The following is an 18,705-nucleotide window of genomic DNA, read 5'->3' as shown; positions in this document are numbered from 1 at the left end:
ATAGGAGGGTTGACCAGTGGCTATTACCGATGTGCCGGCGTTCGCACACTTGACTGAAGCCGATATCGAGAGCCTGGCCGTCGAACTCGACGCGATCCGGCAGGACATCGAGGACTCCCGCGGCGAGCGCGACGCACGCTATATCCGCCGCACCATCGCCGCCCAGCGCGCGCTCGAGGTGGCGGGCCGGGTGATGCTGGCCGCGAGTTCGCGGCGCTCCGCCTGGTGGGCCGGTACGGCGACCCTGGGCGTGGCCAAGATCATCGAGAACATGGAGATCGGCCACAACGTCATGCACGGCCAGTGGGATTGGATGAACGATCCCGAGATTCACTCCTCGACGTGGGAGTGGGACATGAACAGTGCCTCCAAGCACTGGCGCTTCACCCACAACTTCATGCACCACAAGTACACCAACATCCTCGGCATGGACGACGATGTGGGCTACGGCCTGCTGCGCGTCACCCGCGATCAGCGGTGGAAGCCGTTCAACGCCTTCAACCTTCTCTACAACACCGCCCTGGCGATGTTGTTCGAGTGGGGCGTCGGACTGCAGCACCTGGAGCTCGGCAAGATCGCCAAGGGCCGTGACGACCGCAAGGCCACCATGGAGCGGCTCAAGGAGTTCGGCACCAAGTCCGCGCAGCAGCTGTTCAAGGACTACGTGGCCTACCCGGCGTTGACGTCGTTGTCGCCGGCCGCGACCTACAAGTCCACCGCGCGAGCCAACTTCTGGGCCAACGTGATTCGCAATGTCTGGGCCAACGCCGTGATCTTCTGCGGCCATTTCCCGGACGGTGCGGAGAAGTTCACCAAGACCGACATGGTCGGGGAGACCCGTGGCGAGTGGTACCTGCGCCAGATGCTGGGCAGCGCGAACTTCCGCAACGGTCCGGTGTTGCGCTTCATGAGCGGCAACCTGTGCCACCAGATCGAACACCACATCTACCCGGACCTGCCCAGCAACCGGCTCTATGAGGTGTCGCTGCGGGTGCAGGCGGTGTGCGAGAAGTACGACCTGCCCTACACCACCGGTTCGTTCCTGGTGCAGTACGCCAAGACGTGGCGCACCATCGCGAAGCTGTCGTTGCCGAACAAGTATCTGCGCGACACCGCCGACAACGCCCCGGAGACCCGCAGTGAGCGGATGTTCGACGAGCTCGAAGGTTTCGGGGTCGAGGACCCGGCCACCGGCCGGCGTCGCGGCCTGAAGACCGCCATCGCGACCGTGCGAGGGTGGCGCCGGGACAAGCGCGCCGCCTAGTAGGCGGGCTCTTTGAGGGTGGCCAGCAGCCGCCGCGCCGCGGTCACCCGCGCCGCGGCGGCGCCGGTCAGCTCGTCCAGCGCGCATTCCGGGTCGGCGGGCGGGCCCATGTGGCCGCACCCGCGCGGGCAGTCCTGCACCGCCTCGGCCAGATCCGAGAAGGCCTGCACCACGTCGTCGGGCGCGATGTGCGCCAGCCCGAACGACCGCACACCGGGGGTGTCGATCACCCAGCCGGATTCCCGCAGCGGCAGCGCGATCGACTGCGTCGAGGTGTGCCGGCCCTTGCCGACCCCGGTCACCTCGCCGGTGGCCCGGTCGGCTTCGGGCACAAGACGATTCACCAGTGTCGACTTCCCGACACCGGAATGGCCCAGTAGCACCGTCACCTTGCCGGTCAGCATCGGTGCCACCACGTCCAGTGGGTCGTCGCGCCCGGCGGTCACCACCGTCAGATCCAGGCCGGTGAACTGGGCGGCGAACGGTTCCGCCGGTGCGAGGTCCGATTTGGTGAGGCACAGGATCGGTTCCAGTCCACCCGCGTAGGCGGCGATCAAGGCCCGCTCGACGAACCCGGTGCGGGGCGGCGGGTCGGCCAGGGCCACCACGACGAGCAGCTGATCGGCGTTGGCGACCACCACCCGTTCGGTGGGGTCGGTGTCATCGGCCGTGCGGCGCAACACCGTTCGGCGCTCCGCGCGCCGCACGATGCGCGCCAGTGTGTCGGCCCGTCCGGACAGGTCGCCCACGATGCCGACCTCGTCACCGACCACGATCGGGGTGCGGCCCAGTTCCCTGGCCCGCATCGCGGTCACGTGGCGGTCCGGGTCGCCGTCGAGGGCGCAGCCCCACCGGCCGCGGTCCACCGTGACGACCATCGCCTCGGCGGCGTCGGCATGGTCGGGGCGGTTCTTGGTACGCGGCCGCGACCCCTTGCCCGGGCGCACCCGGACATCGGACTCGTCGTAATCGGCCGCTCTCAAATCCGCTATCCCCGGTCGTCCAACAGCATTTCGGTCCACATGCCGGGAAAGTCCGGCAGGGTCTTGGCCGTCGTACCGATGTCTTCGACCGTCACGCCGGGCACCCGCAACCCGATGATCGCGCCCGCGGTGGCCATCCGGTGGTCGGCGTAGGAATGCCAGGTGCCGCCGTGCAGCGGAACGGCCGTGATGACCAGGCCGTCGGACGTCTGGTCGCATTGCCCGCCGAGGGCGTTGATCTCGGTGCTCAGGGCGGCCAGCCGATCGGTCTCGTGCCCCCGCAGGTGCGCGATTCCGCGCAGCGTCGACACCGACCCCTCGGTGGCCAGCGCGGCGAGCGCGGCGATGGACGGGGCCAATTCACCGACATCGTGCAGGTCCACGTCGATGCCACCGTAGGACGGTGCGCCGTGGGCCTCCAGATACGTGTCCTTCTGCACCGCGATGACACCGAGTCGGGCCAGCAGGCCGAGAATGACCTCGGCGGGCTGGACGCTCACCGCGGGCCACCGGTCGATCCGCACGGTCCCGCCGGTGACCGCCGCCGCCGCCAGGAACGGCACGGAATTGGACAGGTCGGGCTCGATGTCCCAGTGCCGGGCCGCGACCGTTCCCGGTTCGACCCGCCACCGATTGGGCTGCGAATCATCTACCGTCACACCGGCATCGCGCAGCATCGACACCGTCATCCCGATATGCGGGGCCGAGGGCACCGAGTCGCCGGTGTGCACCACGGTCAGCCCGTCGCGGAAGGTCGCACCGGCCAGCAGCAGACCCGAGACGAATTGCGACGACCCGGACGCATCGATACGCACTTCGCCGCCGTCGGCGCCGCCGTGCCCGAGCACCTGGAACGGCAGACCGTCACCGTCGATGCGCACGCCGACGTCCCGCAGCCCGTTCAGCAGCGGGGCGATGGGCCGGGCCCGCGCCTGCTCGTCTCCGTCGAAGGTCACCGTCTCGGTGCTCAGGGCGGCCACCGCGGGCACGAACCGCAGAACCGTGCCGGCCAGCCCGCAGTCGATCCGGGTGCCGGGTCCCGGGGCGATGGACCCACCGATGGTCAGGTCGGTGTCGCCGGCGACGGTCAGGCCGAGGGCCTGCAGCGCACCGATCATCAGGTCGGTGTCCCGGCTGCGCAGCGCGCCGCTCACGGTCGACTCGCCCCCGGAGGCGGCCAGCGCGGCCAGGATCAGTGCCCGGTTGGTCAGCGATTTGGAACCGGGCACCGTCACGGTGGCGTTCACGGGTTCGGAAGTCGACGGTGCCGGCCAGTCAGTCACGACCTCTATCCTGCCTGGTATGTGTGGGCGATTTGCGGTGACCACCGACCCGGCGCTGCTGGCCGAGAAAATCAAGGCGCTCGACGAGACCGCCGAGACGGCCAAACAGGCCGGTCCCAACTACAACGTCGCACCCACCACGACCATCAGCACCGTGGTCAAACGGCACACCCAACCAGAAGACGAGTCCACCCGCCGGATCCGCTCCATGCGGTGGGGACTGATCCCGCCGTGGGCCAAGACCACCGCCGAGGGCGGGCCGGAGACCAAGGGCCCGCTGCTGATCAACGCCCGCGCCGAGACGCTGACCACCTCGCCGGCGTTCCGCGGGTCGGCCAAGAGCAAGCGCTGCCTGGTGCCGATGGATGGCTGGTACGAATGGCGGCCCAACCCGGCCGCCGACGGCAAGAAGGCCACCAAGACGCCGTTCTACATGTACGCCGGTGACGGCGAACCACTCTTCATGGCGGGGCTGTGGTCCACCTGGCGGCCCAAAGACGCCACCAGGGACAGCTCACCGCTGCTCAGCTGCACCATCATCACCACCGACGCCGCCGCCCAGCTCGCCGATATCCACGACCGGATGCCGCTGACCATCAGCGCGGCCGACTGGGACCGATGGATGGACCCCGACGCGCCCATCGACGAGGGACTGCTGCGCGGGCACGGTGACCTTGACCGCATCCAGATCCGCGAGGTGTCCCGGCTGGTGAACAGCACCCGCAACAACGGTCCCGAGCTGATCGAGGCCGCCCAGCCCGATCCGGGTCTGTTTTGACCGAGGACGTCGTCGACGCCCTCGGCGCGGATCTGCGCGCGGCCGGCTACACCGTCGACGGGGTGGCCGAACTGCTCGGCCCCGACGCCCACGCCGCCCTCGGCCGGGGCGTGTGGTGGCCGGCGCTGCGGGCCTGCGACGCCGCGGGCGGAGCGCTGGCCACCCTGGTGCGGTTGCTCCTGCTCGGCGCGGACGAGAGCCCGCAGCGCGCAGCCGAGGCGTTCCCGACGGCCGGGCTGGCCGCGCTGACGGCGTGCGGCGTGCTGGAGGACACAGGTGAGACGGTGCGCGCGATCCTGGACATCCGGCCCTACAGCGACTTCCTGGTGGTCTCCGACCAGGACGCCGCGTTGCGTGGCGGGCCCCTGCACCGAGATCACGTGCTCGGCATCGGCGGCGCCTCGCTATCCCTGGCCCGTGCCGTGGTCCGCACGCCGGTGCGGCGTGCCTTGGACCTCGGCACCGGTTGCGGTGTGCAGGCCCTGCATCTGTCCGGACATTGCGACCACATCGTGGCCACCGACACCAACGAACGCGCGCTGGCGCTGGCCGCGGCCACCGCCCGGCTCAACGGCATGTCGTGGGATCTACGGCACGGCAGCCTGTTCGAGCCGGTGGCGGGGGAGCGGTTCGACCTCATCGTGTCCAACCCGCCGTTCGTGGTGGGCGCCGGCGCCACGGACTACATCTACCGCGATTCCGGCGTGGCCGGGGATGGCTTGTGCCGCAGCATCATCGAACAAGTGGCCGACCATCTCAACCCCGGTGGCACCGCACACATCATGGCCAATTGGATCGTGCGCGGCGATGACTGGGGCGCGCGGGTGCGGGACTGGCTGGCGGGCACCGGCCTGCACGCCTGGGTGGTGCAGCGTGAGCTCGCCGACCCGGTCAGCTACGTCGCGCTGTGGCTCGCCGACGCCGGCGAGCCGACGGAGCGGGTGGCGCAGCGCGGCGGTGCGTGGCTGGACTGGTTCGCCGAGCAGGGCATCACGGGTATCGGCATGGGGTTGATCTCGCTGCGGGTGCCCGCTGCCGGTGAACGCCCGGAGCAGACGTGTGAGGAAATCCTCGACGAGCCGGTCACCGGACCGGAGGTCGACGCCTTCTTCGCGCGGCGCGCCTATCTGCGCCACACCACCGACGAGGCGCTGCTGGCCGCCCGGTTGTCCACGGCGCCGGTGCTTTTGGAGGAGCAGTCGCTTCCCGGAGAGCACGGCTGGCAGCAGATCGGTGCGGCGGTGCGCCGCCCCGGCGGTCCGGCGGCGGTTATCGGTGTGGACGAGGTGTTGCGTGCCCTGCTGGCGGGCTGCCGCGGTGAGGTACCGCTGGGCGCGTTGATCGACCTGCTCGCCGCCCATCACGGCGTCGACACCGGCGCGCTCGCCGAGGCCGCGCTGCCGGAGATCCGCGCCGCGATCGGCCGCGGAATCCTCTATCAGGCCGAGTGATGCCGGGCGGTTTTCACTTGCTCCTCGCGTGCGCAGTGTCCGAATTGCTCCTCGCGTGCGCAGTCACCACCGCGTACGGGGCGCCGAACTCCACACCGCCCGGGCCGGCATGCGCACCGAAGGCCGCTTCGAAGGCGCCCACCAGCCGGGTGCGGGTCCCGTCGTCGAGCCGGGACAAGATGTCCAGGTGCATGGGGGATTCCCGCGTGACCAGATCCACCGCCTCCTCCACCGACGCGAATCGCCAAGGGTGCACACCGGTTTCGATGATCACATCGGTGAAGTCGGTGGCCAGTCGGGACCGCGCGATATCCGGGTCACCCCACTGATCGGGGCCGTACGGAGCGGGCGGCGGCGGGCCGAGCACCTCCAGGATCGGCGTGTAGAACGGATTGTCGGCATCGCGCACCCAGGTGGAGAATCCGAGTACCCCGCCCGGGCGCAGCAACCGGGCCAATTCGGCCACCATGGCGACGGGCTCCACGAAGATGATGCCCATATTCGACACGGCCGCACCGAAACTCGCATCGGCCAGGCCGGTGGCGCCGGCATCGGCGGCCACCCAGCGCACCGCGTCACCGCCGGGCTTCTCGGCGGCGACGGCCAGCAGCTCGGGGGTGATGTCCACGCCCGTCACGCGGGCGTCGGCAGCCGCGGCGGCCAGCGCCGCGTTGCCGGTACCGCAGGCCAGGTCCACCAACTCGACCCCGGGCAGCGGGACCCGCGCACCGACCGCCGTCAGCACTTCGGTGGCGATGGGGGCGATACGTTCGGCGACGGATTCATACCGTCCCGCGGACCAGATCGACGAGTGGGGCACGGTCCCAGCCTAGGTCAGTCGACCGGCAGCCCGACCAGATACGCTCCGACGCCCAGGGCCGCCGCACCGATCAACGTGCTGACCACGCCGCGGCGGGCCACCAGCAGCGCCACCGCGGCCAGCGCCAGCACCCCGAACTGCCACGGCTGCTGGGCCGCCAGCGCCAGCGGCACCGCCGAGCCGGTGATGGCACCGATGACCGCGGGCCCGGCGCCGGTCAGGAAGGCCTGCACGTAGCGGTTCGCCCGCAGCGCGTCGAAATGCCTGCCACCACCGATCACCATGACGAACGACGGGCCGAATGCGACCAGCGCCGCCAGCAGGGCACCGCCGAAGCCCGCGGCCGCGTAACCCACCACCGCCACGGTGTGCAGCACCGGTCCTGGGGTGATCTGGCCGAGGGCCACCGCGTTGAGAAACTCGGCGTCGGTCATCCAGTGCTGCCTGCGCACCGCGTCGTCCTGCATCAGCGGGATGATGACGAACCCGCCGCCGTAGGACAGCGCGCCCACCTTGAATGCCGTCCACACCAGGGCGGGTATACCGGCCAGCGCCGGGGCCGCGGCCAGCAGCACCGGCCAGGTCTGCGCGCCGGCCCGCGACGGGGCGATGCGGGCCGCGATCTCCAGCGCACCGGCGGCGATCAGCACCAGCACCAGCCACGGGCCGGTCAGGGCCGCGGCGACCGCGCCGGCGGCGAAGTAGCCGATCCAACGGATCCTGGCCCAGGGTGTCTGGCCGGCCCGTTGCCAACTGGACGGGATCAGTCCGACGGCGGCGTGCAGTGCGACGGCCGCCACCGCCGCCCCCGCCCCGGCGGCTGCACCCCGCGCCCAGCCGGGCGCACCGCCGGACAGGAAGAACGCCGCCAACGCGAGGATGACGACCAGACCCGGCAGGATGAACGCCAGACCGCCGACCAGCGCGCCGGGCCCGCCGCGCAGCCGCCAGGCGGTGTAGATGGCCAGCTGCGTCGACGCGGGCCCCGGCAGCAGGTTCGTGGCCGCGACGGCATCCTCGAACTCGTCGGCGTCCAGCCACCGCCGCCGCTGCACGCACAGTTCGCGCAGCATCGCGATATGGGTCGGTGGCCCGCCGAAACCGAGACAGCCGATCCGGCCCCACTGTGCGGTGATCGTCGTCAGCGGCACCGGGCGCTCGGCCACAGGGGGTCCCTTCGGGTCAGCGTTTGCGCACCAGTTCGACCGCCGCCTCGGTCACCGGGTCCACCGCAGCAGCATAGGTTTCGTCGTCGGGGTGCTTACGCACGAAGCTATCCACAAACGGGCACAGCGGCACGATGCGCAGTCCCGCGTCGACGGTCTCGCGCAGCGCTTGCCGAATCAGCTTGCTGGCCAAGCCTTTACCGCCGAACTGCTCGCCGACCTCGGTGTGGAAGAAGATCCGCTGCCCGTCATGATCCAGGTATTCGGCGAAGCCGGCCAGATCGTCGCCGGCCAGATCGTCGCCGTAGTACACCTCGAACCGCGACAACTGTTCGGCCGCAACCACCCTGGCGTTCATCCGCGGTATCCCGGCGGGTTCGGGGTGTCCACCCACAGGTCGACGCCCAGGTCGGAGCCGGGCACGCAGTCGTACACGGACAGGTCGGTGACCCCGGAGTCGAGCAGCACGTCCTCGCACAGCAGGCTCTGCCCGGTGTATTCGCGGGCGGGTTTGGTGAAGACCGCGTACGCCGCATCGGCGTACACCGCGGGTTTGCGGGCCTTGGCCATGGCCTCGTCACCGCCCAGCAGATTCTGCACCGCGGCGGTGGCAACCAGGGTGCGCGGCCACAAGGTGTTCGACGCGATCCCCGCCTCGCGCATCTCCTCGGCGATGCCCAGCGCACACAACGTCATGCCGAACTTCGCCATCATGTAGGCCGTCGGCTTGAGCCACTGCGATTCCAGCCGCAACGGTGGCGACAAGGTCAGGATGTGCGGATTGGCGCGGCCCTTCATGTGCGGGATGCAGGCCTGCGACACCGCGTAGGTGCCGCGGATCTGGATGCCGTTCATCAGGTCGAACCGCTTGAGCGGCACTTCCTCGATCGAGCCCAGGTTGATCGCCGAGGCGTTGTTGACGCACAGGTCGATACCGCCGAACCGCTCGACGGTCTGGGCCACCGCCGCCGCCACCGAGTCCCCGTCGCGGACATCGCCGACGATGGGCAGCGCCTGCCCGCCGGCCTCCTCGATCTCCTTGGCCGCGGTGTAGACGGTGCCCTCGAGTTTGGGATGCGGCTCGGCGGTCTTGGCCAGCAGCGCGATATTGGCCCCGTCTGCGGCGGCCCGCTTGGCGATGGCCAGCCCGATACCGCGGCTGGCGCCGGAGATGAACATGGTCTTCCCGGATAGCGGCGCTTCAGTCATGGGTGCACCCTATGCCGCGCGGATATCGGCGATCACGGCGTTGGTGGCAGACACGAGATCCTGCGGTGCGAGCGCCACGTCCCAGCCTCGCTTGCCCGCGCTGCACAACACCCGATCCCAGTCCAGCGCCGAGGCGTCCACCACGGTCGGCAGCGCCCGCCGCTGCCCCAGCGGAGAGATGCCACCCAGCACGTAGCCGGTGGAGCGTTCGGCCGCGGCACGGTCGGCCATGGTCACCTTGGCGAAGCCCAGTGCCGCCGCGGCGGCCTTGAGCGACAGTTTCGACGGCACCGGCAGCACCGCCACCGCGAGGTCCCGGCCGGCGGCCACCACCAGGGTTTTGAAGATCTGCGCCGGGTCCAGCCCGTGCGCGGCGGCCAGCTGCTGGACGGCCTCCGCCCCGAACGAGTCGGCGCGCGGGTCGTGGTCGTACCGCAGGATCTCGTGTCCGATCCCGGCGCCGATCAATGCCGCGATCGCCGGGGTTGCTGCCCGTGTCACGGGGTCAGCCTAGTGCCGGGAATGACCAACCCAGGTACCGGCGTTACTGCAGGTGCGACGGGGCGCACCAGCCGCCGGCGAGCTTTGTCGGCGTCAACCTCTAGGATCGTGGAAGGAGTTTCTCAGTGTCAACGGCATGCCTGGAACGTCCGGTGTACTCGCTGGAGTCGTTCGGCCGTGCCGAGAGGGAAGGGATGGGTCCAGTCACGATGACCGATATAGACGAGGCCGCACCCGCCCCGACCGAAGAGACCGACGCCGAGCTCACCGCCCGCTTCGAACGCGACGCCATCCCGCTGCTGGACCAGCTCTACGGCGGCGCGTTGCGGATGACGCGTAACCCCGCCGACGCCGAAGACCTGGTGCAGGAAACCATGGTCAAGGCGTATGCCGGGTTCCGGTCGTTCCGTGAGGGCACGAATCTGAAGGCGTGGCTCTACCGCATCCTGACGAACACCTACATCAACAACTACCGCAAGAAGCAGCGTCAGCCGTCGGAGTATCCGACCGACGAGATCACCGACTGGCAGCTGGCGTCCAATGCCGAGCACAGCTCGACGGGTTTGCGGTCCGCGGAGGTGGAGGCGCTGGAAGCGCTGCCGGACAGCGAGATCAAGGATGCTCTGCAAGCATTACCTGAAGAGTTCCGGATGGCGGTGTACTACGCCGATGTCGAGGGATTCCCGTACAAGGAGATCGCGGAAATCATGGAAACCCCGATCGGGACGGTGATGTCTCGACTGCACCGAGGCCGCAAGCAACTGCGTGACCTGCTGGCCGATGTAGCACGTGAGCGCGGATTCATGCGCGGTGAGCAGCTCGCCAGCGAGGAGGTCTCGTCATGAACGACGAGTTCGCCCGCAACGACGAGCACACGTTCATCCCTCCGGTCGGCCCGGTCGACCCCGAGCATCCCGAATGCGCCGCGGTGATCGCCGAGGTGTGGACGCTGCTCGACGGCGAATGCACCCCGGAAACCAGGGACAAGCTGCGCCATCACCTCGACGAATGCCCGACGTGCCTGCGTCATTACGGCGTCGAGGAGCGCGTCAAGAAAATGATCGCCGCCAAATGCGGCGGCGAGAAGGCGCCCGACACCCTGCGCGCCCGGCTGCGGCTGGAGATCAGCCGCACCACCATCATCAGGGGCTGAGCCACCCCCGACACAGACGAAACCGCCCGGACTGCTGTGCGTCCGGGCGGTTTCGTTATGCGTATCTGGTCAGCGCACAGACTTCGAGCCGGCGTTGGGCCGCTTGCCGTGGTTGGCCTTGCTGTGCTTCCGATCGCGCTTCTTGCGGCCTCGCTTGGCCATGGTTTTACCTTCTTTCCAGATTGACTACCGTCGACGCTTGCCTAGATTGTCTCACGGCGCAGGCGGTGCTCTGTCCACGGCATGGTGTGGTTCGATAGAACCCTCAACAGCAGTGCTCGCCGGAGGAGTGGGGTGAAGATGGCCGAGGATGTACGCGCCGAAATCGTGGCCAGTGTGCTCGAGGTCGTCGTGAAGAAGGGCGACCAGATCGGCGAAGGCGACACCCTGGTGCTGCTGGAGTCGATGAAGATGGAAATCCCGGTGCTGGCCGAGGTCGCGGGCACCGTCACCGAGGTCAGTGTGGCCGTCGGCGACGTCATCCAGGCCGGCGACCTCATCGCAGTCATCAGCTAGCGGCCCATGTCGACTCTCGGCGATCTGCTTGCCGAGCACACCGTCCTGCCCGGCAACGCCGTCGACCATCTACACGCGGTGGTCGGGGAGTGGCAGTTGCTCGCGGACCTGTCCTTCGCCGACTACCTGATGTGGGTGCGCCGCGACGACGGGACACTGGTGTGCGTCGCTCAGGTGCGGCCCAACACCGCGCCCACCGTGCTGCTGACCGATGCCGTCGGCACCGTGCAGGACGGCCCGGCCACGCCGGTCGTGGTCGACGCGTTCAACTCGGGGGTCATCGGCCGGGAAAGCGATGCCGGCCAGACCGACGCCCACGACGGCAACTGGCTGAATGTCGAGGCTGTCCCGGTGCGGCACCGCGGCCAGGTGGTCGCGGTGCTGACGCACCAGACCGCGCTGGCCGACCGGCGCAAGACCAGCCCGTTGGAGCGGGCCTACCTGGACTGTGCGCGGGATCTGCTGCGGATGCTCAACGAGGGCACCTTCCCCAACGTCGGTGATGCCGCGATGTCGCGATCGAGCCCGCGGGTGGGTGACGGGTTCATCCGCCTCGACGTCAACGGGGACGTGACATTCGCCAGTCCCAACGCGCTGTCGGCGTATCACCGGATGGGGCTCAACGCCGAGCTTGAGGGCCACAATCTGATCGCCATCACCCGCCCCTTGATGACCGACCCGTTCGAGGCCCAGGAATTGGCCAAGCATGTCCGGATCTCGGTGGCCGGCGGGGCCAGCACCCGGATGGAACTCGATGCCGGTGGCGCGGCGGTGCTGCTGCGCACCATCCCGCTGCTGACCGGCGGAGAGGCGGCCGGGGCGGCTGTGCTGATCCGCGACGTGACCGAGATCAAGCGCCGCGACCGGGCGCTGCTGTCCAAGGACGCCACCATCCGCGAGATCCATCACCGGGTGAAGAACAACCTGCAGACGGTGGCCGCGCTGCTGCGGTTACAGGCCCGCCGCACCAACAACGCCGAGGGGCGCGAGGCGCTCAACGAATCGGTACGCCGGGTCTCGTCCATCGCGCTGGTGCACGACGCGCTGTCCATGTCGGTGGACGAAGAGGTCAACCTCGACGAGGTGGTGGACCGCATCGTGCCGATCATGAACGACGTCGCCTCGGTCGACAGCCCCATCCGGATCACCCGAGAAGGCGACCTGGGCGTGCTGGATGCCGACCGGGCGACGGCGTTGATCATGGTGATCACCGAGCTGGTCCAGAACGCGCTGGAGCACGCCTTCGACGGTGAGGCGCCGGGCGCCGTCACGATCCGTGCGGAGCGGTCCTCGCGGTGGCTGGACGTCGTCGTGCACGACGACGGCAAGGGCCTGCCGGAGGGCTTCAGCCTGGAGAAGTCGGATCGGTTGGGGCTGCAGATCGTCCGCACATTGGTCTCGGCGGAACTGGACGGTTCGCTGGGCATGCACGATGTCGCGACCGGCGGCACCGATGTGGTGCTGCGGGTACCGATCGGGCGGCGCAGCAGATTCACCCTTGACAGCAAACTCTAAGCAAAAGAATTGCGGCTCCGCCGAATTCGGCGGAGCCGCAATACGTGCGGGCGCGACGGTCAGACGCCGCTGCGCGCCTTGGTGCGAGCGTTGCGACGCTTGAGCGCGCGGCGCTCGTCCTCGCTCATGCCGCCCCACACACCGGCGTCCTGGCCGGACTCCAGCGCCCACGACAGGCACTCGGTGGTCACCGGGCAGCGGTTGCAGACGAGCTTCGCGTCAGCAATCTGCGCGATGGCCGGGCCACTGTTCCCCACGGGGAAGAACAGTTCCGGATCCTCGTCGCGACAGACCGCCTTGTGGCGCCAATCCATGAGTCCAACTCCTTACCGTTTGCGCGCGAAAGCGCACGAGCTTTTTTCTTCGGCTGTTAACGCGTGCATATGAAATGTTTCTGCACTGTTGCATCCGATGCTTTCACAGGCTGAACAGATGTCAATAGCGGCGCGTTAACTCGTGGGCAATGTCACTACCCGGGCGGGTTACCTAACCCCTTACCCGTTTGTACTACACTCAACTCACTTGCGCTCAAAATTTTTTGAGGCTTCTCTAAAATCCCTGTTCAGAGCGGTTTCGGCGCGGGCGCGACGACCGCCAGCGCATCCGGCACCGACGTGAACGTCATCGATTCGCGCTTCCCGATGTAATCGCCGTCGATCTGGCAGTCCACCGGTGTGTCACTGGTCACTCGCAGCCACGGCAGGTCGTCCTCGCGGATCAAATGGCGAGCCTTGATATCCGGTTTCGCCGACACCATGCGCCGCACCAGACCGAGGTTGGCCCACACGTTCATGCTCGTGGTCGCGAACACACCGAGCCCGGTGTCGAAGGTGGTGGTGGGGTTCGTCCAGACCGGTCGGGTGTTGGCGTAGGTCCACGGGCTGGAGTTGGACACGAAGGCGAAATGCACTCCGGTCACCGCTTCGCGGTCGGGCAGTTGCAGCGTCAACGTCGGTTCCTTGCGGGCGCTGGCAAGTACCTCGCGGATCGCCACCCGGATGTAGCGCGACGGGGTGACCTTGCGGCCCTTGGCGCGCTGGGCCTCCACCGCGGCCACCACGGCACCGTCCACGCCCATCCCGGCGGTGAACACACCCCAGCGTTCGCCACAGTCCATCAGCCCGATACGTCGCCACGGGGCGCCGCCGCGGTGGGCGCTGAGCAGGTCGACGAGCTGGTTGGTGGCCTCGATCGGATCCGGGCTGATGCCCAGCGAACGGGCGAACACGTTCGCCGATCCGCCCGGGACCACACCGACCGCCGGGGCCTGCGGTGCGCGGTGCCGCAGGATCCCGTTGACCACCTCGTTCACGGTGCCGTCGCCACCATGCACGATCACCACGTCGATGCCCGTCGCGGCGGCCTCCTCGCCGATCTCGACGGCGTGCCCGCGGTGGTTGGTGTGCACGACGGTCAGGTTCGTTCGGCTCTCCAGGGCGTGGGCCAACAGATCACGGCCCGCAGCGGTGGTCGACGTAGCGTTCGGGTTCACGATCAGCACGGCACGCACGGGGTACGAGCCTAACCCGGTTCCGGTTACCCGCCGGCCTCGCTGCGCAGCACGCGCAACACGTTGTCGATCAAGGGTGAGCGGTGCTCCGCGCGGTGCGCGGCGACCAGGTCGACGCCCACGGTTTCCGGTGTCAGCGGCACGTAGTGCACGCCGGCGAGGTCCAGTGCCGCGGTCGGAGCGGGCACGATCGCCACGCCCAGCCCGGCGGCCACCAAGGTGACCAGGGTCGAGGTCTCCATCACCTCGTGCCGGACCCGCGGGACGAAGCCGGCGTCGGCGCAGACGGCGAACACGATGTTGCTCATCACCGAGCGGCCTTGGCCCACATGGGTGATGAAGTCCGCATCACGCAGCTGTTCGACGGTCAGCGACTCATGCCCGGCCAGCAGGTGCCGGGACGGCAGCGCCACCAGCAAGCGGTCGCGCCGGATGGTCTCGGTGACGACGTCGTCCTGCTGCACCGGGGGGCGCAGCAGGGCCAGGTCGATGTCCCCGGCGGCCAGTGCGGCCAGTTGGGCGGGTGCCAGCATCTCGCCGCGCACCCGCACCTCGACCCCGGGCAGGGATTCACTCAGGGCCCGCACCAGCCTGGGCAGCAGCGAGTAGGTGGCCGAGCCGACGCAGCCGATGGCCAGCTGTCCCTCGGTGCCGGCGTCGATCCGGCGGGCCTGGCGGGCGGCGTCGTCGACCGCGTCCAGAATCTGTACCGCCCGGGTCAGGTAGGCCCGCCCGGCGGGTGTGAGCTCGACGCTGCGGGTGGTGCGGGTCAACAGGGTGACGCCGAGCTCGTTCTCCAGCCGGCGGATCTGCTGGGACAGCGGCGGCTGCGCGATGTGCAGGCTGTCCGCGGCCCGGCCGAAGTGCAGGTGTTCGGCAACGGCGCGGAAGTACCGGAGGTGGCGCAGTTCCATCATTGAGACGTTACAGCTCTCAATATGTCGGAAATAGGTACTTCAGCATATGGCTGCGGCGACTTAGCGTCGAGAGCATGGACGTCGTGATCTGTAGCCCGGTCCGCACGCCGGTCGGTCGGATGGGCGGTGCACTGGCCGCCCTGACCGCCGCCGACCTGGCCACCGCGACCCTGCGCGAGCTGGTGCGGCGCACCGGCCTCGGCGAGGGCGATATCGACGATGTCATCCTCGGCAACGGTTACGCCAACGGCGAGGCGCCGGCGATCGGACGGATCGCGGCGCTCGACGCGGGCCTGGGCACCGCGGTGCCCGGCCTGCAGATCGACCGCCGCTGCGGATCGGGCCTGCAGGCCGTGCTCTACGCCGCCGGTCAGGTGGCGACCGGGGCGGGCCGGGTGGTCGTGGCGGGCGGCGCCGAGTCGATGTCCAACGTCGAGCATTACGCCCTTGGCCTGCGCACCGGGGTGCGGCAGGGTGGCGTGGTGCTGGCCGACCGGCTGGACCGCGCCCGCGAAACCGCAGGCGGGGCTTGCCATCCCGTGCCCGGCGGGATGATCGAAACCGCGGAGAACCTGCGCCGCGAGTACGGCATCACCCGTGCCGAGCAGGACGAGCTGGCCGTCCGCTCACATCAGCGGGCCGTCGCCGCGCACGAATCCGGTTTGTTCGCCGAGGAACTCGTGCCGATCGAGGTTGCCGGCGCCGTCGTCGATCGCGATGAGCATCCACGAGCGGGCATCACCGTCGACAAGCTGGCCACGCTGCGCCCGATGCGGGCCAAGATCGACGACGCGGCAACCGTCACCGCGGGCAATGCCTCCGGCCAGAACGACGGCGCGGCGATGTGTGTGGTGACCACTCGCAGCGATGCCGAAAAGCATGGTCTGACACCCATGTTGGCGCTGCGCTCCTGGGCGGTCACCGGCTGCGATCCGGCGACCATGGGTCTGGGCCCGGTGGCCGCCACCGCGACCGCGCTGGACCGCGCCGGCCTCACACTCGACGACATGGACCTGATCGAACTCAACGAGGCCTTCGCCGCCCAGGTGCTCGCCGTGCTGGCCGAATGGAAGCTCGATGCCCTCGACGAGCGGCTCAACCCGTTGGGCTCCGGGATATCGCTGGGACATCCGATCGGTGCGACCGGTGCCCGCATCCTGGCCACCGCGGCCCACGAAGCGCGGCGCCGCGATGCGCGGTACGTGCTGGAGACCATGTGCATCGGTGGGGGACAAGGCCTGGCCGCCGTGTTCGAGGTGATCCCGTGAGCGTCGTCGACGTGCACGCGGTGGTGACCGGTTCCGGCCCGGCGGTGGTGCTGTCCAACTCGCTGGGCTCCGACCACCGGATGTGGGACGCCCAATTGGCGGATCTGGAGCGGCATTTCACGGTCGTGCGGTACGACACCCGCGGCCATGGCGAGTCACCTGTGCCGGCCGGCCCCTACTCGATCGACGACTTGACCGATGATCTGGTTGCCCTGCTGGACCGGCTGCAGATCGAGCGGGCACACGTGGTGGGACTGTCACTCGGCGGGATGACCGCGATGCGGCTGGCCGCGCGCAATCCCGACCGCGTCGACCGCGTGGTCCTGCTGTGCACCGGGGCGCAGCTGCCGCCGGTGCAGGGGTGGACCGACCGCGCTGCCACCGTCCGGGCCGGCGGCAGCGCCGCGGTCGCTTCCGGTGTGGTCGAACGGTGGTTCAGTGGCGGCTATTCCGGTGACCGGGCGTACTGGGAGGCCATGGTCGCCGGCACGCCCGCCGAGGGATACGCCGGGTGCTGCGAGGCGATCGCGAAACTCGATCTGCGCGAGGAGCTTCCGTCGATCTCGGCGCCGGTGCTGGCCATTGCCGGCAGCGACGACCCAGCCACCCCGCCCGCCACGCTGGCCGCCATCACCGATGCGGTACCCGCAGCCCGCCTGCTGGTCGTGGATCGGGCCGCGCACCTGGCCAACGCCGAACAACCCGGCGTCATCACCCCTGCCATCATCGAGCACCTGGAGCAGTCATGACCCTGAACAAGGTCGTCGGATCGGCCGCCGACGCGGTGGCCGATATCCCGCACGGCGCCAGCCTGGCCGTCGGCGGGTTCGGATTGGCCGGCATCCCTTGGTATCTCATCGATGCGCTGTTGCAGCAGGGTGCCGGTGACCTGACCATCGTCAGCAACAACTGCGGGGTGGACGGTGCGGGCCTGGGCCTGCTGCTGGAGGCGCACCGCATCAGCCGGGTGATCGCGTCCTACGTCGGGGAGAACAAGGAGTTCGCCCGGCAGTACCTGGCCGGCGAACTGACGGTGGAGCTCACCCCGCAGGGCACACTGGCCGAGCGGATGCGGGCCGGCGGCAGCGGTATCGGCGCGTTCTTCACCCCCACCGGGGTGGGCACCCTGGTGGCCGACGGTGGTCTGCCGTGGCGCTACCACGCCGACGGATCGGTCGCGCTGGCATCGCCGGCCAAGGAGGTCCGCACCTTCGGCGGCAAACAGATGGTGCTCGAGGAGTCCATCGTCACCGACTACGCACTGGTCCGGGCGGCCGTCGTGGATCGCGCCGGCAACTGCAAGTTCCACGCCGCCGCCCGCAATTTCAACCCGCCCGCGGCGATGTCGGGGCGCATCACCGTGGTCGAGGCCGAACGTGTCGTCGAGGTGGGGGACCTGCATCCCGACGAGATCCAACTGCCCGGCATCTTCGTGCAGCGCGTGGTCGAACTGACCCCGGAACAGGCCGCGCACAAGGAGATCGAGAAGCGCACCACCCGTCCCCGAGGAGTCGACCGATGAGCTGGAACCGCGATCAGATGGCCGCCCGCGCAGCGGGTGAACTGCGCGATGGTGACTACGTCAACCTCGGCATCGGGCTGCCCACGCTGATTCCCGACCACCTGCCCGAGGGCTCGGAGGTCACCCTGCACGCCGAGAACGGCATCCTCGGTGTCGGCCCGTTCCCGTATGACGACGAGGTGGACCCCGACCTGATCAACGCCGGTAAGCAGACGGTGTCCGTGGTGGCAGGGGCTTCGTTCTTCGACTCCGCGACCAGCTTTGCGATGATCCGCGGCGGCCATGTCGACGTCGCGGTGCTCGGCGGCATGCAGGTCGCGGCCAACGGAGATCTGGCCAACTGGATGGTGCCCGGGTCGATGGTCAAGGGCATGGGTGGCGCGATGGATCTGGTGAGCGGGGCGGGACGGGTCATCGTGGTGATGGATCATGTCGCCAAATCCGGTGCACCCAAACTGGTTTCGTCGTGCGACCTGCCGCTGACGGGTAAGGGTGTGGTGAGCCGGGTCATCACCGACCTCGGCGTGTTCGACGTGACCGGCGACGGATTCGCGGTGGTCGAACTCGCTCCCGGTGTGTCCTTCGACGATATCGTCGCCAAGACCGGCGCCCCGGTGACCGACGCCCGGATCGCCGTCGCTTAGGCCGTCAAAACGGTGGTGGTTCGTCATGGGCGGCGATCCAGGCTTCGTGTTCTCGGCGTTGTCGTTCGAGGCGGCGGTGGTTGGCGGCGCGTTCGGCGCTGATGCGCCGGGTCCGCTCGTCGGTTCGGCTGCGTTGTCGTCGAGGCATGGTGTGGCAGCGTCCCGGGGTGCTGGGGGCGGGTGCGGTGTCGGGTTTGCCGGTGGG

General features: G+C 69.1%; 22 protein-coding genes and 1 pseudogene. 11 read left to right on the top strand and 12 right to left on the bottom strand.

The window, feature by feature from the left end; all coding sequences use genetic code 11:
- The first annotated feature begins 16 nt into the window (after positions 1 to 16).
- Positions 17 to 1,264, top strand: a complete 1,248-nt coding sequence (locus AWB94_RS26160; RefSeq protein WP_024454372.1) for a fatty acid desaturase family protein — start codon at positions 17 to 19, stop codon at positions 1,262 to 1,264.
- Here AWB94_RS26160 and rsgA read toward each other — a convergent pair.
- Positions 1,261 to 2,247, bottom strand: coding sequence for a ribosome small subunit-dependent GTPase A (rsgA, locus tag AWB94_RS26155; protein ID WP_062654479.1), 987 nt, complete (start codon positions 2,245 to 2,247; stop codon positions 1,261 to 1,263). The genes AWB94_RS26160 and rsgA overlap by 4 nt on opposite strands.
- Before the next feature lie 5 nt (positions 2,248 to 2,252).
- Complete coding sequence (gene aroA, locus AWB94_RS26150) at positions 2,253 to 3,530, bottom strand: 3-phosphoshikimate 1-carboxyvinyltransferase (RefSeq protein WP_409365945.1); 1,278 nt, start codon at positions 3,528 to 3,530, stop codon at positions 2,253 to 2,255.
- Between the two features lie 19 nt (positions 3,531 to 3,549).
- Here aroA and AWB94_RS26145 point away from each other — a divergent pair, with 19 nt between their 5' ends.
- Positions 3,550 to 4,308 (top strand): SOS response-associated peptidase, encoded by a 759-nt coding sequence (locus AWB94_RS26145; RefSeq protein ID WP_062654539.1) that lies wholly within the window; start codon positions 3,550 to 3,552, stop codon positions 4,306 to 4,308.
- Complete coding sequence (locus tag AWB94_RS26140) at positions 4,305 to 5,759, top strand: DUF7782 domain-containing protein (RefSeq protein ID WP_062654480.1); 1,455 nt, start codon at positions 4,305 to 4,307, stop codon at positions 5,757 to 5,759. The genes AWB94_RS26145 and AWB94_RS26140 overlap by 4 nt, the downstream gene beginning before the upstream one ends.
- A gap of 13 nt (positions 5,760 to 5,772) precedes the next feature.
- Here the strand turns inward: AWB94_RS26140 and AWB94_RS26135 are convergent, their stop codons facing one another.
- From AWB94_RS26135 to AWB94_RS26115, 5 genes are read right to left on the bottom strand one after another with little or no spacing between them, the layout of a single operon-like run.
- Positions 5,773 to 6,579, bottom strand: a complete 807-nt coding sequence (locus AWB94_RS26135; RefSeq protein WP_062654481.1) for a class I SAM-dependent methyltransferase — start codon at positions 6,577 to 6,579, stop codon at positions 5,773 to 5,775.
- A gap of 14 nt (positions 6,580 to 6,593) precedes the next feature.
- Positions 6,594 to 7,745, bottom strand: coding sequence for a chromate efflux transporter (gene chrA / locus AWB94_RS26130; RefSeq protein WP_234811889.1), 1,152 nt, complete (start codon positions 7,743 to 7,745; stop codon positions 6,594 to 6,596).
- 16 nt (positions 7,746 to 7,761) lie between these two features.
- Positions 7,762 to 8,103: a GNAT family N-acetyltransferase gene (locus AWB94_RS26125; protein ID WP_062654482.1), complete on the bottom strand. Its 342-nt coding sequence runs from the start codon at positions 8,101 to 8,103 to the stop codon at positions 7,762 to 7,764.
- Positions 8,100 to 8,954 (bottom strand): SDR family oxidoreductase, encoded by an 855-nt coding sequence (locus AWB94_RS26120; protein ID WP_084394895.1) that lies wholly within the window; start codon positions 8,952 to 8,954, stop codon positions 8,100 to 8,102. Before AWB94_RS26120 ends, AWB94_RS26125 begins: the two co-directional genes overlap by 4 nt.
- A gap of 9 nt (positions 8,955 to 8,963) precedes the next feature.
- On the bottom strand, positions 8,964 to 9,455 hold the full coding sequence (locus AWB94_RS26115; protein WP_062654484.1) for an aminoacyl-tRNA deacylase: 492 nt from the start codon (positions 9,453 to 9,455) through the stop codon (positions 8,964 to 8,966).
- 194 nt (positions 9,456 to 9,649) lie between these two features.
- On the opposite strand from AWB94_RS26115, the gene AWB94_RS26110 reads away from it, so the two are divergent.
- Together AWB94_RS26110 and rsrA are read left to right on the top strand one after the other, a co-directional pair.
- Positions 9,650 to 10,300, top strand: a complete 651-nt coding sequence (locus tag AWB94_RS26110; protein ID WP_409365946.1) for a sigma-70 family RNA polymerase sigma factor — start codon at positions 9,650 to 9,652, stop codon at positions 10,298 to 10,300.
- The gene (rsrA, locus tag AWB94_RS26105) at positions 10,297 to 10,608 is read left to right on the top strand and encodes a mycothiol system anti-sigma-R factor (RefSeq protein WP_062654485.1); all 312 of its coding nucleotides are present in this window, start codon (positions 10,297 to 10,299) and stop codon (positions 10,606 to 10,608) included. The genes AWB94_RS26110 and rsrA overlap by 4 nt, the downstream gene beginning before the upstream one ends.
- Positions 10,609 to 10,677: 69 nt before the next feature.
- On the opposite strand, the gene AWB94_RS36370 is transcribed toward rsrA, so the two are convergent.
- Positions 10,678 to 10,770 (bottom strand): 50S ribosomal protein bL37, encoded by a 93-nt coding sequence (locus AWB94_RS36370; protein WP_003882799.1) that lies wholly within the window; start codon positions 10,768 to 10,770, stop codon positions 10,678 to 10,680.
- 138 nt (positions 10,771 to 10,908) lie between these two features.
- Here AWB94_RS36370 and AWB94_RS26100 point away from each other — a divergent pair, with 138 nt between their 5' ends.
- Positions 10,909 to 11,124: a biotin/lipoyl-binding carrier protein gene (locus AWB94_RS26100; RefSeq protein WP_024454384.1), complete on the top strand. Its 216-nt coding sequence runs from the start codon at positions 10,909 to 10,911 to the stop codon at positions 11,122 to 11,124.
- A 6-nt stretch (positions 11,125 to 11,130) separates the two neighbouring features.
- Complete coding sequence (locus AWB94_RS26095; protein ID WP_062654486.1) at positions 11,131 to 12,639, top strand: two-component system sensor histidine kinase PdtaS; 1,509 nt, start codon at positions 11,131 to 11,133, stop codon at positions 12,637 to 12,639.
- 59 nt (positions 12,640 to 12,698) lie between these two features.
- On the opposite strand, the gene whiB1 is transcribed toward AWB94_RS26095, so the two are convergent.
- From whiB1 to AWB94_RS26080, 3 genes are all read right to left on the bottom strand, one after another.
- Positions 12,699 to 12,953, bottom strand: coding sequence for a transcriptional regulator WhiB1 (gene whiB1, locus AWB94_RS26090; protein ID WP_036402183.1), 255 nt, complete (start codon positions 12,951 to 12,953; stop codon positions 12,699 to 12,701).
- 248 nt (positions 12,954 to 13,201) lie between these two features.
- Positions 13,202 to 14,149 carry a diacylglycerol/lipid kinase family protein gene (locus tag AWB94_RS26085; protein ID WP_062654487.1) on the bottom strand — a complete coding sequence of 316 codons (948 nt, stop codon included), beginning with the start codon at positions 14,147 to 14,149 and terminating at the stop codon, positions 13,202 to 13,204.
- Between the two features lie 26 nt (positions 14,150 to 14,175).
- Positions 14,176 to 15,063 (bottom strand): LysR family transcriptional regulator, encoded by an 888-nt coding sequence (locus AWB94_RS26080; RefSeq protein ID WP_062654542.1) that lies wholly within the window; start codon positions 15,061 to 15,063, stop codon positions 14,176 to 14,178.
- A gap of 77 nt (positions 15,064 to 15,140) precedes the next feature.
- On the opposite strand from AWB94_RS26080, the gene AWB94_RS35925 reads away from it, so the two are divergent.
- Genes AWB94_RS35925 through AWB94_RS26060 form a run of 4 tightly spaced genes read left to right on the top strand, consistent with a single transcriptional unit; the run spans position 15,141 to position 18,500 of the window.
- Positions 15,141 to 16,334: an acetyl-CoA C-acetyltransferase gene (locus AWB94_RS35925; RefSeq protein WP_062654488.1), complete on the top strand. Its 1,194-nt coding sequence runs from the start codon at positions 15,141 to 15,143 to the stop codon at positions 16,332 to 16,334.
- The gene (gene pcaD / locus AWB94_RS26070; protein ID WP_062654489.1) at positions 16,331 to 17,083 is read left to right on the top strand and encodes a 3-oxoadipate enol-lactonase; all 753 of its coding nucleotides are present in this window, start codon (positions 16,331 to 16,333) and stop codon (positions 17,081 to 17,083) included. Before AWB94_RS35925 ends, pcaD begins: the two co-directional genes overlap by 4 nt.
- A complete protein-coding gene (locus tag AWB94_RS26065; RefSeq protein ID WP_062654490.1) occupies positions 17,080 to 17,856 on the top strand; it encodes a CoA transferase subunit A in 777 nt (258 codons plus the stop codon). Before pcaD ends, AWB94_RS26065 begins: the two co-directional genes overlap by 4 nt.
- Positions 17,853 to 18,500, top strand: a complete 648-nt coding sequence (locus tag AWB94_RS26060; RefSeq protein ID WP_062654491.1) for a CoA transferase subunit B — start codon at positions 17,853 to 17,855, stop codon at positions 18,498 to 18,500. Before AWB94_RS26065 ends, AWB94_RS26060 begins: the two co-directional genes overlap by 4 nt.
- A gap of 4 nt (positions 18,501 to 18,504) precedes the next feature.
- Here AWB94_RS26060 and AWB94_RS35570 read toward each other — a convergent pair.
- Positions 18,505 to 18,705, bottom strand: a pseudogene (locus AWB94_RS35570) (HNH endonuclease); the annotation flags it as partial.

This window comes from Mycolicibacterium canariasense (assembly GCF_002101555.1).
In the GTDB taxonomy this organism is placed as follows: domain Bacteria; phylum Actinomycetota; class Actinomycetes; order Mycobacteriales; family Mycobacteriaceae; genus Mycobacterium; species Mycobacterium canariasense.
Note: the sequence above shows the minus strand (reverse complement) of the source record. Positions and strands in the feature narration are given on the sequence as shown.